The sequence below is a fragment of the Rhodococcus sp. AC861 genome, assembly GCF_979256035.1.
Genome location: NZ_CEEDMW010000002.1, coordinates 333,616 through 346,838, shown reverse-complemented (window position 1 = coordinate 346,838; position 13,223 = coordinate 333,616). Strand labels below are relative to the sequence as shown.

Here is a 13,223-nt window from a genome sequence, read left to right as displayed (position 1 = left end):
ACCATGCGTGTACTCGTCACCGGACACCAGGGATACCTCGGCACCGTCATGGTCCCGGTCCTTCAGGACCGAGGTCACACGGTGGTGGGTCTGGACTCCGGCCTCTTCGCGGACTGTGTTCTCGGCGAGGCACCGACCGATCCGACGACCCTGGCGACGGACCTGCGCGACGTCGTGGCCGATGATCTCGAAGGATTCGACGCGGTCGTCCATCTCGCGGCGCTGTCGAACGACCCGCTGGGAACGTTGGCTCCGGAGATCACGCACGACATCAATCACCATGCGTCCGTGCGCCTCGCGCGTGCCGCGAAGGACGCCGGCGTGTCCCGGTTCCTGTATGCGTCGACGTGTTCGGTCTACGGCGCGGCGGGTCAGGACGCGGTGACCGAGGATGCCGTCCTCCGGCCTCTGACTCCGTATGCCGTGAGCAAGGTCCGCGTGGAGGCCGACGTCGCCGCGATGGCGGACGAGGCGTTCGCCCCCGTGTTCCTGCGTAACGCCACGGCCTTCGGATACTCACCGCGGCTACGTGCGGACATCGTGGTCAACGACCTCACGGCGTCGGCGTTCCTCACCGGACGCATCGTCGTCAAGTCGGACGGCACCCCGTGGCGGCCCCTGGTCCACGCTCTGGACATCGCGCAGGCGTTCGCCGCGGCCCTCGATGCTCCGGCCGACCGGATCCGGAACCGCGCGTTGAACATCGGCACCGAGGACAACAATGTCACGGTGCGCGACATCGCCGACACGGTCGCGGAGGTCACCGGCGCCGAGGTGGTGGTCACCGGGGAGTACGGGTCGGACCCACGCTCGTACCGCGTCGACTTCTCGGCCGCACGGGAGGTGTTGCCGGCGTTCGTTCCTCGATGGACTGTCCGAGCCGGCGCAGAGGAACTGTACGACGCCTATACCCGTCACGGTCTGACCGGGGAGGCGCTCGCGGAGCGCTTCACTCGGCTCGCCCGCGTCACAGAGCTCCAACGGACCGGTGCCGTCGACGGCAATCTCCGCAGGATCCGCGTCGGGGCCGGCAGTGCGTGAGTCGTCAGCCGCCGGCGACGAGATCGCGCCAGGATCCCGCGGACGCGTCACGCTCGCTCACCGTGGTCGGTGTTGCGCGCCACGCGATCGCCAGATCCGGGTCGTCCCATCGGACACCGACGTCCTCTCCGGGCTGGTGCGGACGGTCGATGCGGTAGCATACGTCGGCACTCTCGCCGAGCGTCAGGAATCCGTGCAGGAGCCCCGGAGGCACGAACAGGTGCGCACAGTCCACGTCGTCCAGCACGACGTCCATCCACCGACCCCGGGTAGGCGAGTCCGGTCGGGCATCGACGAGGACGTCCTGTACGGCTCCGCGCGCGCATCGGACAAGCTTGGCCTCACCGCGTCCACCGCGACCGTGCATGCCGCGCAGAACACCTGCAGCAGAACGCGATTGCGAATCCTGACGAAAGTCACCGGCTCGCGTCGCGAGCGTCGTGTGCTCGTCGATCGCCGCGTCGAAGATCTCCGTGTCGAAGGTCCTCGTGAAGAAGCCGCGGTCGTCTCGATGCGGCGTGGGCAGGAACAGCAGGACATCTCGCAGAGGTGTGGTCTCGACGCGCATGGCACCAGTGTCGCCGATCTCCGGCCGTGCCGTGCGACGACGCGGAGAATTGCATGAATCCCTGCAGGGCCTGCTCGTCCGTCGACGTCACCACCGTGCTGGATCTCGGCCGTGTGCCTGCCGCCGACACGTTCCCGTCGGTGGGATCGCCGCCCGGGAACGACGAGCGGCACTCTCTCGCCATGGGTCTGTGCACGGCATGTGGTCTCGCGCAGCTCCTGCACGACGACACGCGTGCGGACGAGCCGCGCGGAGTCGAGCCGGAAGCGTTGAAACGAGCCGCTTCTCACGCGATGGATCAGATCGTGCAGCGCGGGTGGTTGCCCGACGGCGCGGTGGTGCGCGAATACGGCAGTCCCCACGGCGGTTCGTGGATTCCCGACGTGGTCGGCAGGGGTATCTCCGATGCCGCGCCGGCACACGTCGGATCCGGGCCTGCGGATCTGGTCGTCGACGGGTTCGGCCTGATGCACGAGCCGGACCAGGCGGCGGCATTGATCGAGCGACGGGAGCTGCTCGGCGATCGCGGGGTGCTCGTCCTGCAGATCCACTCGTTCGCCACCATCGTGCGAGAACGCCAGTGGAATGCGCTGCGGCACGGTCACTTCGCCTACTGGTCGTTCACTGCGCTCGAATCCGCTCTGCAGTCGGCAGGCCTGACGTCGCTCGGGTGCTGGGAGTCCGATCTGTACGGCGGCACGTTGTTGGTGTCCGCACGTCGCGCGGGCGGGAACGGACCGGACGCACCGGCGGCCGACCTCGAGGCAGCACGATGCGTGCGCGAGAGCGAGGCGGCGGCAGGCATCACGGACCCTGCGCTCGTGTCCGCGCTGGGGTCCGCGATGAGCGCCGATGTAGCCGCTCTGCGTGCGGTGCTCGCCGACTCGGTCCTGACAGGAACGGCTATCGCCGCCTACGGCGCGGCGTCGCGCGCCGTCGCGCTGTTCGTGTTGGCGGGGGTCGACGCCTCGATGATCGGCGCCGTGGTGGATGCATCACCTGCCAAGTGGGGCAGGCGAATGCCGGGCACCGACGTTCCCATCGTGGGGCCGGACTGGATGTACGCCCATCGGCCCGATCGCGTGCTGGTGACCGTCCCGGATCTCGTGCCCGAGGTGGCCGCGGCGCATCCGGATCTGCACATCGTCGATCTGATCTCGGTCACGGAAGGAAGCCGCACATGACGATCCCTCTCTCGGTGTGTATTCCGGCCTACGAAGCCGCACGCACGCTCGAGACCACCATGAGCTCGGTCCTGGACCAGGACGAGGACATGGAGGTGCTGGTACTCGACAACGCCAGCACGGACGGCACGGGCGATATCGCGCGATCGTTCCGGGACGACCGTGTCACGGTCGTGTCCAACGATCGGGTGCTCGCGATCGGTGACAACTGGAATGCCGCGGTGCGCGCCTCGTCCGGGCGACTGGTGAAGGTCGTCTGCGCCGACGACGTGCTGCGTCCGGGCGCCTTGGCCGGGCAGCGCGCCGTGTTGGACGATGCGGACGTCGCCGTGGTGTCCTCGAAGTTCGAGGTCATCGACGAGCAGGGTGAGGTGAAGGAAACGGGCCTCGGCCTCCCCGGTCTCCTCGGTCGTCGCGGGGGACAGGAGTTGGCGGGCGTCATCGTCCGCCGTGGCCCTGCCGAATTCGGTCCGACCGCGGCCACGACATTCCGACGCGACCTCTTCGACCGCGTCGGGGGGTTCCGTGGAGACCTGGTGTTCCCGATGGACGTCGACCTCTTCGCGCGGATGGGCGCGCACGGAGACTTCCACGGGGTGCCCACCATCGACGCCGCGTGGCGTGATTCGTCGTTCAACCTCTGCAGCCGGACCTCCAGTTACAGCAAGCTCAGCGAGTCCGTGCGGATGCACCACCGCCTGGCCCGCGAGATTCCGGCGCTGGTGTCCACGTCGGACGTTCTGGTGGGAGACGGTCGCATACTGGGTGCGGTCCTCACGCGGCTGCGCTCGCGTGCGGGCAGCGTCGTCGACCGAGTCCTGCGGCGCTGATGGTGCGACTTCTCCGTGATGTCCTGCTCGTGGGTTTCGGTACCTACGGGCAGTTCCTCGTCACGCTCGTCACCCTCCCGCTGACCGCCCGACTGCTCGGCACGGAAGGCGTAGGTCTGGTCGCCGTGGGAATGTCGGCCTACTTCCTGGGATCCGTACTCGTGGATCTCGGTGCGACGCAGTACTTCGCGGCACGGGTCGACGATGCCGACATCACGCGGGTGCGCGGCGCCTACGCCGTCGTGCGAGGGTTGCTGTTCTCCGTACTGGTCGCGGCATTGCTGATCGGGTCGGTGGTGGGCGCGGACGGGGCGGCTCGGGCCTTCCTGGTCGGCGCGGTAGCCGGCGGCATCTGGTCTCTGTCCGAGGACTGGCTCCTGATCGGTCGTGGACGCTTCGGGGCGTCGACCGCGTACCAGGCCGCGGGGCGTATCGCCTACCTCGTCGCCCTGGTGACCCTTCTTCCGCATTTCCCGTCCCCGGAGGTCGCCCTGGCGTGTCTCGGGGGGTCGTCGATCATCACCGTCGTCGCCACGTGGATGGACGCGGACCGGCACTTCGGTCCGATCGTTCCCACCCTGCGGCTCGGGGACACCGTGAGAACTGCGGCGCCCGTCCTCGCGTCGCGGCTCCTGCTGACGGGATACGGGCAGGGCGGTGCGGCTGCGTATTCGACGGTGCTCGACGCCGCGTCGCTCGGGCTCTTCTCGGCGGCCGACCGGCTCGTGCGGGCGGGCCAATCGGTACTCGATCCGATCGGGTTCGCGCTGCTCCCCAGGATGGCGCGCATCCGGGACGGTCAGGCCTTCCGTGCGCGGACGGTGCAGGGCGCACTCGGATGCCTCGCCCTGGCCGTCGTCGCCGCAGCGGGACTGACGCTGTCGGCGCCGGTGGTGATCCGCATCGTCTACGGCACCGAGTTCGACGATGCGACAGCACTGTTGCGCATCCTGGCGTGGATCCTGCCCGCCACGACGCTCACGTCGTACATCACCACCGCGGTGCTGCCCGCGCAGGGACGGACGTCGACCGTGCTCAGCGGCGCGATCATCGGCGTCACCCTCGCCGTGTCGGCGCTGCTGGTCACCTCCGTCACCGGATCGGTCGTGACGATGGTCGTGGGTGTCCTGGTGTCCGAGTGGGCAGTGGCGCTCTGGTTCGTCGTCACCACACTGCGCAGTGCTCCGCGACAGGACACGGTGCCCTTCCGCGCCGACCATCGAGAGGCCACCCGATGACACACGAGAGATCTTCGGAACTCCAGGCCCGCCTGCACCGACTGGTGCCCGGCGGAAGCCATACCTACGCACGTGGTCCCGATCAGTATCCGGAACACCTCACGCCGATTCTCACGCACGGCGTGGGCGCCCGTGTGTGGGACGTCGACGACAACGAGTACGTCGAGTACGGGAGCGGCCTGCGCTCGGTGACTCTGGGGCACGGCTACCGTCCGGTGGTCGATGCCGTGGCGTCAGCGGTCGCCCGAGGAACGAACTTCTCGCGGCCGACCGAGCTCGAGGTGCTCGCGGCGGAGGACTTCCTCCGCACGGTCCCCACCGCAGAGATGGTGAAGTTCGCGAAGAACGGCTCCGACGCCACGACCGCCGCGGTGCGATTGGCGCGCGCGGCGACCGGGCGCACCGACATCGCCGTGTGCGCGCAGCCGTTCTTCTCGGTCGACGACTGGTTCATCGGAACGACGGAGATGAACGCGGGCATTCCCGACAGCCCGGTACATCGGTTCCCGTACAACGACGCGTCGGCCCTGGGCCGTGTGCTGGCCGGACACGACATCGCGTGCGTGGTCATGGAAGCCGCCGGCGCGCTTGCGGAGCCGGCCCCGGGATATCTCGAAGATGTTCGTGCACTCTGTGATCGGTACGGAACCATCCTGGTGTTCGACGAGATGATCACCGGGTTCCGCTGGTCGTCCGCCGGTGCTCAGGGTGTGTACGGGGTGACCCCCGATCTGTCGTGCTGGGGCAAGGCGATGGGCAACGGAATCCCGGTGTCCGCCCTCGCGGGCACGCGTGACCTGATGGAATTGGGCGGCCTGCGGACGGATTCCGATCGCGTCTTCCTGCTGTCGACGACACACGGACCCGAGACCACCGGACTCGCCGCGTTCCGTGCCGTGGTGCGGGCCTACGAGGAGGAGGACCCGGTCGCCGCCATGGAGCGCGCCGGCACGCGCTTGCGCGACGCGGTGACCGAGGTTGCGGCCGATGCCGGTGTCGAGCAGTATCTTCGGGTGCTGGGGCGGCCCAGCTGCCTGGTGTTCGCCACGGCGGATGCGCACGGTGCTCCCTCGCAGGAGTACCGGACTCTGTTCCTTCAGGAACTGCTGACGCGGGGTGTTCTCGGCCAGTCCTTCGTCGTGTCCGCGGCACATACCGATGCCGATGTCGATCACACGGTGGACGCGGTGCGTGCCGCCGTCCTGGTCTATCGCAAGGCCATCGAGGCGGGTACTACGGAGGGGCTGCTCCGGGGTCGGCCGGTCGCACCCGCGGTGCGTCGCCGTGCGGCTCCGCGTCGACTGCCGGATCTCACGGTGCGCTAATGATCTCCCGTGCCGCTCGCCGACCGGACCGCACGGCTCCGTCGAGGTAGCCCGGCCAGCGGTCCGCCAGATCCGTTCCCGCCCAGTGCACTCGGCCGGTGGTCAGGTCGGCGGGCTCGAAGATTCCGCCGTACGGGGGGATGGCGGTGGGTGCGCCGCCCAGCCACGGTTGCTCCGACCAGGTGATGTCGTCGACCAGGCGTGGGGACGCCGCATGCGCGCCGAACAGGCGGACCAGCTCTACGACGACGACCTCACGACGGTCACTGCGGGAGAACAGGTCCGACGCCGCTCGCCCACCGCTGAAGGCGACGAGGACACCGGGGGAGTCCGCGCCGGGGTTACCGTCGACGACCATCTGCACGGGTCCGTCGACGTCGAGGACGGTTCCAGTGAGACCGTCCTCGCGCCACCACGGTCTGTCGTAGACGACGATGGTCTTCGCGTACTCGCCCATGCGTGAGTTCCGCATCCGGTCACCGGCACCGGCAGGGAGTGCGCCGTCGATGTCCGCAGCACGCGGCAGAGGTACCGCGATCACCACGGCGGCCGCTCGTAGAGTTCCGTCCTCGGTGACGACGTCGACTCCCGATCCATCGGCGCGGACGGCGGTGACCGGTCGCCGTAGACGAGGCTCCGACGAGAGTTGCTGCGCCACAGCGGCGACGAGGGCCCCGGCGCCGTCCACGAAGTACCGCTCCTGCGCACCGTCACGTACTTCCGCGATCGCGCGCAGGCTGCCGGCCGCCCGCAGGTACTCGAGCGCGGCGCGGGCCGGGACCTCGTCGGGGTCGGCTCCGAAAATCAGGCGATAGAAGCAGGTGAGGATGTCGCGCCCGTACGCGGACCGGAACAACCGATCGCCGATCACGTTCGACATGTCGTGCTCGCCGGGACGCCAGGCGTCGAGTACGGGGAGCGGGGTACTGCGGCTGCGTCGCACTGCCACGTCCAGTCCGGCGATTCCGAGTCCCACCGGCAGCCACTCCCGTGCCGGTATCGGTGGCACCTGCCCGTGATATCGGAGGACGCGTCCAGCGGCAGCGAAGAGTTCGTCGGCACCACGTCGACGACGCGGTTCGGGTGCTGTGGCGACGCCGAGCTCGTCGGCCAGGTCCAGGACAGCCGTCTGATCCCCGCCGACCCAGTGAGCGCCGTAGTCGACGTGGTGCCCGTCGACATCTCGGGTGAGCACCTTCCCGCCGATGCGATCGGCAGCGTCGAGCACCGTGACGGACCGACCCGCTCGCTCCAGCTCCAGTGCAGCGACAAGCCCGCTGAGTCCCGCCCCGACAACGATCACGTCCCCCGACATGGGGCCCACCCTACGGGCGGGCCCCATGTCGGGCCGACCTAATCAAGAACGGCCTCCGGCCTGCCTGCTCACATCGTGCGGGTCAGGCGCTCCGCCAACAGCTTTGCGAACGACGCCGGATCCTCGAGTTCGCCGCCCTCGGCGAGCAATGCGGTGCCGTAGAGGAGCTTCGCGGTCTCGGCGAGAGCCATGTCGTCCTTGTGCTCGGCATGGGCCGTCTCCAGAGCCGTGACCAGGGCATGATCCGGATTGAGTTCCAGGATGCGCTTGGTCTTCGGCACGGGCTGACCGGACGCCCGGTACATCTTCTCGAGCTGGGGGCTCAGCGAGAAGTCGTCACCGACGATGCACGCGGGTGATGTGGTCAGGCGTGACGACAGGCGGACCTCCTTGACGTCGTCGGACAGCGTCTCGGCCATCCAGGTGGTGAGGTCGGCGAACCGAGCCTTCTGCGCGTCCTTCTCCTCGGATTCGGCCTCGTCGTCGCCCAGGTCCACGGCGCCCTTGGCGATGGAGCGGAACGGCTTCCCGTCGAACTCGGGGACGGAACCCGTCCACATCTCGTCGACGGCGTCGGTGAGAATCAGCACCTCGAGACCCTTGGCGGTGAACGCCTCCATGTGCGGGGAGTTCTCCACCTGCTGACGCGACTCGCCGGTCATGTAGTAGATCGCGTCCTGACCGTCCTTCATGCGAGAGACGTACTCCGCCAACGTGGTCGGCTTCTCGTCGCTCTGCGTCGTCGCGAAGGACGACAGCCCGAGGATGGTCTCCTGGTTGTCGTGGTCGGACAGCAGCCCTTCCTTGAGGGCACGGCCGAATTCACCCCAGAACGTGCTGTACTTCTCCGGTTCGTTCGCCTGCAGGTCCTTGACGGTGCTCAGCACCTTCTTGGTCAGGCGGCGACGGATCGCGCGGATCTGCCGGTCCTGCTGCAGGATTTCACGAGAGACGTTGAGCGACAGATCGGCTGCGTCGACGACACCCTTGACGAAGCGCAGGTACTCGGGCACGAGTTCCTCGCAGTCGTCCATGATGAAGACGCGCTTGACGTACAGCTGGATACCGATCTTCGATTCGCGCATGAACAGATCGAACGGCGCGCGCGACGGAATGAACAGCAGCGCTTGGTATTCGAAGGTGCCCTCGGCCTTCATGGGGATGACCTCGAGCGGCTCGTCCCATGCATGGCTGACGTGGCGGTAGAACTCGGTGTACTCCTCCTCGGAGACGTCGTCCTTCGACCGCGTCCAGAGCGCCTTCATCGAATTGACGGTCTCGTCCTCGAGCACCGTGGTGGCGTCGTCGCCCTCGCCGGTGGTCTTCTCGACCTGCATACGGATGGGCCATGCGATGAAGTCGGAGTAGCGCTTGACCAGCTCTCGGATCTTGTGTTCCGAGGTGTAGTCGTACAGGTGGTCCTCGTCGTCGGCCGGCTTGAGGTGCAGCGTCACGGCACTGCCCTGGGGCGCGTCGGGAACCTCCTCGATCGTGTACGTGCCCTCGCCGCTGGACTCCCAGCGCGTGGCGGTCTCCTCACCGGCGCGGCGGGTGACGAGGGTGACCTTGTCGGCCACCATGAAGGTGGAGTAGAAGCCGATACCGAACTGGCCGATCAGTTCTTCCGATGCCGCGGCGTCCTTGGCTTCCTTGAGCTTCGCTCGGACCTCGGCCGTTCCGGACTTGGCCAGCGTGCCGATCAGATCGACGACCTCGTCGCGGGACATGCCGATGCCGTTGTCGCGCACCGTGAGGGTGCGGTTCTCCTTGTCGATCTCGAGGTCGATGTGGAGATCGGTGGTATCGGCGCCGAGATCCTTGTTCTGGAACGACTCGAGGCGCAGCTTGTCCAATGCGTCGGACGAGTTGGACACCAACTCGCGGAGGAACGAGTCCTTGTTGGAGTAGACCGAGTGGATCATCAGATCCAACAGCTGCCGGGTCTCGGCCTGGAACTGCATTTCTTCGACGTGCGCGGTCACGTGACTCCCCTGATCGAAACAAGTGCCTGGTGGACCCTCGTATTTTACGGCAACCGTGCATGCGGTTCCGCACGCCTCTTCCCCCGTAACAATCCACGCGGTACGGTTCGCGAAGGCCGGGACTCTCTCATCGGAAGGTGCATGTCATGGTGCGAATCGGAGTGCGACGAACGATCGGTGGGGTGCTCGCCGCCGGAGCGGTCACGGCGGGATCGGTGCTGGCAGGGGCGGGTGCCGCATCGGCTGCGCCGACGTACATCGGGCCGCTGTACTACGAGAACGCCCCGAGCGGAATATTCGTGCCGACGCCGTGTCAGATCGCCGCGGCAGCGGAAAGGGAAGCCGGCGCGACGATCCTCGTGGACTGTGTGCGGTCGTTCGGGCCGCAGAGCGGGTTTTCGCTCACTCCCTACCAACTTCGGGTCGGCATCGCTCCCCTCGACGGCAGTTAGCCGACTCGTGTCCTGATCGTGACCTGAGCGAAGGTAACTGTCGTCGTAAAGAGACCGATAGGTATGTCAGAGGGGGCGGCGACGGGCCGGCTCCGGACAGGAGTCGACATGCCACTCTCGACGAGCACACGGGCCGCCATCGCGGCCGCCATGATCGCCGGCGCCGCGGTGCTGGGAGCCTGTTCCGCTCCGGACGAGACGAGGTCCGCGACGGCGGTTCCGGCGCCCGCACCGACATCGGTCGTGTCGCCGACCGCAACGCCGGTCACGGTCCCGACCGAAGCGCCCTCGGACGCCGCCTCGGATCAGCCCGGCACCGAGGAACAGTCGCCGTCCACCGTGTCGTCGGCACAGTCGGGAGAGTCGGCAGACCCACTCCCGCGTCCGGGGTCGCAGGAGGTGTCGGTGGACCCCGAACTGTTCCGCGACAGCGGCGGGGCCGGTGAGGGGTACTACTTCCGGACACCGTCGGGAAATGTCTCGTGCGGACTCTTCCCGAACGGTACGTCGGTGGGATTCCTGGGATGCCAGGCCGTGTCCAGTGTCGCTCCCGATGAGGGCGAAGTCTGCTCGAACGGTCCGACCAGCAAGTACGCCGTCCGTGTGGAGAGCACCGGGCCGATCCACTACTGCTCGAATCAGGGCTATTTCACCGGTTCGGAGAACATCCGCACCCTGCAGTACGGCGAGGTGATCAACACGGGACAGAGCTTCTGCGTCTCCCGCGAAGACGGGGTCGCCTGCGCCCGTGTCGGCTCGAACGCCTTCTTCCTCTCACGAGAGAAGAACATCACCCTGCGATGACGTCGGTCATCGCTCGTCGATCGTGGTGCGGATCAGAGTGGTCGACGGCGTCCTCGGTGTGGACCCGAACCCGAAACGCACCGGTGGATCGACGTCGCTCAACGGGCCCAGGTCGTCGCCCTTCCACGACGCGGTCGTGGCGGTGATGTGGTGCTGCCCGCGGGCCCCGTAGTACTCGCGACGCCCGCCGCCCGCGGTGCCCTTGGTCCGTACGCCGCGTAGGGCGATGCGGGCGATCGGGTCGCTGATCGTGCAGAACCAGGGTGAGGTGACCACGGCGGTCGGTGCGACGGACAGCAGTCGACCAAGCAGTGTCGGGCTGCCGATCCGGAACGACACCTCGAGATCGCCGGCCGACACGCTGACGCTGTCACCTCGGCGGTGATACGAGACGTCCGTGATTGTCGTCGTGTCGAACCGGTAGGTCGCGGTGACGAACTCGCGGACCGCGTCGGACGGGGCGAGGAGCAGACGCTCGCCGTCGGCGAACTCGACCATGACGTCGGTGAACTCGCCCAGCGGCGACGACGTCCAGTGGCCGACGACGATCCTGGTGCCGGTGGAGGTGCCGAGTCCGGAGATGTCGCCGTCGAAAACCGATCGAGTCACCGGCCCGACAGTAGCGTCGACGCGGCTCTGTGAGGCGATCGAGGTTCGGGCGAGCCCCCGACTGGGCATCATGGGGGTATGGCTGACACAGCAACATCCGAATCCGGCGGGGCGCCGACCATCTTCGTACTCTTCGGGGCGACCGGAGACCTGGCCAAGCGCATGGTGCTCCCTGCGTTCTACGAACTGGCGCAGGAGGGATTGTTGCCCGACGAATGGGCGTTGGTGGGCAACGGTCGCGGGAGCAAGACCGACGACGAGTTCCGCGAGCACATCCGCGCGGCTCTCGACGAGTTCGGCCCGTCGGAAGGCGTCAACACCGTGGACGAGAAGGTGTGGTCCTCGTTCGCCTCTCGGGTCAGATTCGCCGGCAACGGTTTCACCGCCGACGACCCGGGGGACATGCTGACCGTCCTCGGGGACGTCAAGGACGAGCTCGGTGGCGATCCGCAGTTGGTGCACTACATCGCCCTGCCGCCGTCGACGTTCATCGACTACACGAAGGCACTCGGCGCGCACGATCTGACCGAGGGCGCACGAGTGGTGTACGAGAAGCCCTTCGGCACGTCGCAGGAGAACTTCGAGAAGCTCGACGAAGCGGTGCACAAATTCGTCGACGAGAAGCAGGTCTACCGGATCGACCACTTCCTCGGGAAGGAGAACACTCAGAACCTGCACATCCTGCGATTCGCGAACGGGATGATCGAGGGCATCTGGAACCGCGAACACGTGGAGCAGGTGCAGATCGACGTTCCCGAGACTCTCGACATCGACGACCGTGCCGAGTTCTACGACGCGACGGGTGCGGTCCTGGACATGCTGGTGACGCACCTGTTCCAGGTGGCGGCCGAGGTGGCCATGGAGCCTCCGCTGAGTCTCGGAGCCGACGACCTGCAGACTGCTCGGGAATCGGTGATCGCGGCATTCCGCCCGCTGGACACCTCCGAGGTCGTGTTGGGCCAGTACCGCGGATACACCGATGTCGAGGGAATCGACGACTCGTCGACGACCGACACGTTCGTCGCCGCGCGGATGTGGGTGGACACCGACCGGTGGCGCGACGTTCCGTTCGTCCTGCGGACGGGCAAGATGCTCGGCACCAGCACTCAGCGTGTGTCGCTGGTTTTCCGTCGACCGGAAGGCCCGGTCAAACACCTTCCTGCCGACGGCGCAGTGCTGACGTTCGATCTGAAGGGTGACGGCCGAGTCGACATCGCCATGACCGTGAAGGAGCCCGGTCCGGGCGAGGACCTCGGGATCGGGCGCATGTCCCTCGACCTGTCGACGGTGTCCGACACGGAACCGTTGTCGCCGTACTCCCGCCTCATCCTGGACGTGCTGGAAGGTGACCGATCGCTGTTCACCCGTCCCGACGGTCTGGCGCACGTGTGGGATGTCGCGGCACCGTTGCTGTCCGATCCCCCCGCCGTCATCTCGTACGAACCGGGATCCATGGGCCCCGAGGAGGCCGACGAGTTGGCCTCGCCGTGCGGGTGGTTGGTCACCGCGGACAAGTAGGCTGCGGGCCTCCCACCGCGATGGTCATGCTCTGGGTACGAGCATGACCATCGCGAGGTAGAGCAGGACGACGGTGCCGAAGGAGACGAGGGCGCCCACCACGGTGAGGGCCCGAACGAGGCTCGGGTCCCACCCGGTGTAGTCCGCGACACCACCGCACACGCCGGCGATCCACTTGTCGTCCCTGCTACGGAGTAGCTGTGTAGTGGGTTCTGCGGGTACATGATTCGTTGTCATGACTCGACTGTGCGCCATACGAGGGCGCCGTACCATCGGGGATCACCCCCAGAAGCACCCTGATGTTCGCCGCACCGGCTGTTCATCTTCGCAACACCGTCCCGTTCCCGACGGCTCGTA

Annotated in this window: 13 protein-coding genes; 8 read left to right on the top strand and 5 right to left on the bottom strand. The window is 67.4% G+C overall.

What is annotated here, in order from left to right; genetic code table 11:
- The first annotated feature begins 3 nt into the window (after nt 1-3).
- A complete protein-coding gene (locus tag AC0IX4_RS07015) occupies nt 4-1,041 on the top strand; it encodes an NAD-dependent epimerase/dehydratase family protein (protein ID WP_471828802.1) in 1,038 nt (345 codons plus the stop codon).
- Nucleotides 1,042-1,045: 4 nt separating this feature from the next.
- On the opposite strand, the gene AC0IX4_RS07010 is transcribed toward AC0IX4_RS07015, so the two are convergent.
- Nucleotides 1,046-1,609 (bottom strand): dTDP-4-dehydrorhamnose 3,5-epimerase family protein, encoded by a 564-nt coding sequence (locus AC0IX4_RS07010; protein WP_056073953.1) that lies wholly within the window; start codon nt 1,607-1,609, stop codon nt 1,046-1,048.
- Nucleotides 1,610-1,662: 53 nt separating this feature from the next.
- Here AC0IX4_RS07010 and AC0IX4_RS07005 point away from each other — a divergent pair, with 53 nt between their 5' ends.
- The 4 genes from AC0IX4_RS07005 to AC0IX4_RS06990 are packed head-to-tail and all read left to right on the top strand — an operon-like array spanning nt 1,663 to nt 6,186.
- Nucleotides 1,663-2,793 carry a class I SAM-dependent methyltransferase gene (locus tag AC0IX4_RS07005; RefSeq protein ID WP_471828511.1) on the top strand — a complete coding sequence of 377 codons (1,131 nt, stop codon included), beginning with the start codon at nt 1,663-1,665 and terminating at the stop codon, nt 2,791-2,793.
- Entirely contained in the window at nt 2,790-3,623 is an 834-nt protein-coding gene (locus tag AC0IX4_RS07000; RefSeq protein ID WP_471828510.1) for a glycosyltransferase, read from the top strand. Before AC0IX4_RS07005 ends, AC0IX4_RS07000 begins: the two co-directional genes overlap by 4 nt.
- Nucleotides 3,623-4,861 carry a lipopolysaccharide biosynthesis protein gene (locus AC0IX4_RS06995; RefSeq protein WP_471828509.1) on the top strand — a complete coding sequence of 413 codons (1,239 nt, stop codon included), beginning with the start codon at nt 3,623-3,625 and terminating at the stop codon, nt 4,859-4,861. Before AC0IX4_RS07000 ends, AC0IX4_RS06995 begins: the two co-directional genes overlap by 1 nt.
- On the top strand, nt 4,858-6,186 hold the full coding sequence (locus AC0IX4_RS06990) for a glutamate-1-semialdehyde 2,1-aminomutase (RefSeq protein ID WP_471828508.1): 1,329 nt from the start codon (nt 4,858-4,860) through the stop codon (nt 6,184-6,186). Before AC0IX4_RS06995 ends, AC0IX4_RS06990 begins: the two co-directional genes overlap by 4 nt.
- Here AC0IX4_RS06990 and AC0IX4_RS06985 read toward each other — a convergent pair.
- Both AC0IX4_RS06985 and htpG read right to left on the bottom strand, forming a co-directional pair.
- A complete protein-coding gene (locus tag AC0IX4_RS06985) occupies nt 6,173-7,501 on the bottom strand; it encodes a flavin monoamine oxidase family protein (protein WP_471828507.1) in 1,329 nt (442 codons plus the stop codon). The genes AC0IX4_RS06990 and AC0IX4_RS06985 overlap by 14 nt on opposite strands.
- Before the next feature lie 68 nt (nt 7,502-7,569).
- The gene (gene htpG, locus AC0IX4_RS06980) at nt 7,570-9,462 is read right to left on the bottom strand and encodes a molecular chaperone HtpG (protein WP_442970513.1); all 1,893 of its coding nucleotides are present in this window, start codon (nt 9,460-9,462) and stop codon (nt 7,570-7,572) included.
- 167 nt (nt 9,463-9,629) lie between these two features.
- On the opposite strand from htpG, the gene AC0IX4_RS06975 reads away from it, so the two are divergent.
- The gene (locus AC0IX4_RS06975; RefSeq protein ID WP_471828506.1) at nt 9,630-9,935 is read left to right on the top strand and encodes a hypothetical protein; all 306 of its coding nucleotides are present in this window, start codon (nt 9,630-9,632) and stop codon (nt 9,933-9,935) included.
- 108 nt (nt 9,936-10,043) lie between these two features.
- Nucleotides 10,044-10,739, top strand: a complete 696-nt coding sequence (locus AC0IX4_RS06970) for a hypothetical protein (RefSeq protein WP_471828504.1) — start codon at nt 10,044-10,046, stop codon at nt 10,737-10,739.
- A gap of 6 nt (nt 10,740-10,745) precedes the next feature.
- Here the strand turns inward: AC0IX4_RS06970 and AC0IX4_RS06965 are convergent, their stop codons facing one another.
- The gene (locus AC0IX4_RS06965; RefSeq protein WP_471828503.1) at nt 10,746-11,348 is read right to left on the bottom strand and encodes a hypothetical protein; all 603 of its coding nucleotides are present in this window, start codon (nt 11,346-11,348) and stop codon (nt 10,746-10,748) included.
- Nucleotides 11,349-11,426: 78 nt separating this feature from the next.
- On the opposite strand from AC0IX4_RS06965, the gene AC0IX4_RS06960 reads away from it, so the two are divergent.
- A complete protein-coding gene (locus tag AC0IX4_RS06960; RefSeq protein ID WP_471828502.1) occupies nt 11,427-12,866 on the top strand; it encodes a glucose-6-phosphate dehydrogenase in 1,440 nt (479 codons plus the stop codon).
- 24 nt (nt 12,867-12,890) lie between these two features.
- Here AC0IX4_RS06960 and AC0IX4_RS06955 read toward each other — a convergent pair whose 3' ends face one another.
- A complete protein-coding gene (locus tag AC0IX4_RS06955) occupies nt 12,891-13,103 on the bottom strand; it encodes a PspC domain-containing protein (RefSeq protein WP_042574957.1) in 213 nt (70 codons plus the stop codon).
- Nucleotides 13,104-13,223: the final 120 nt, after the last annotated feature.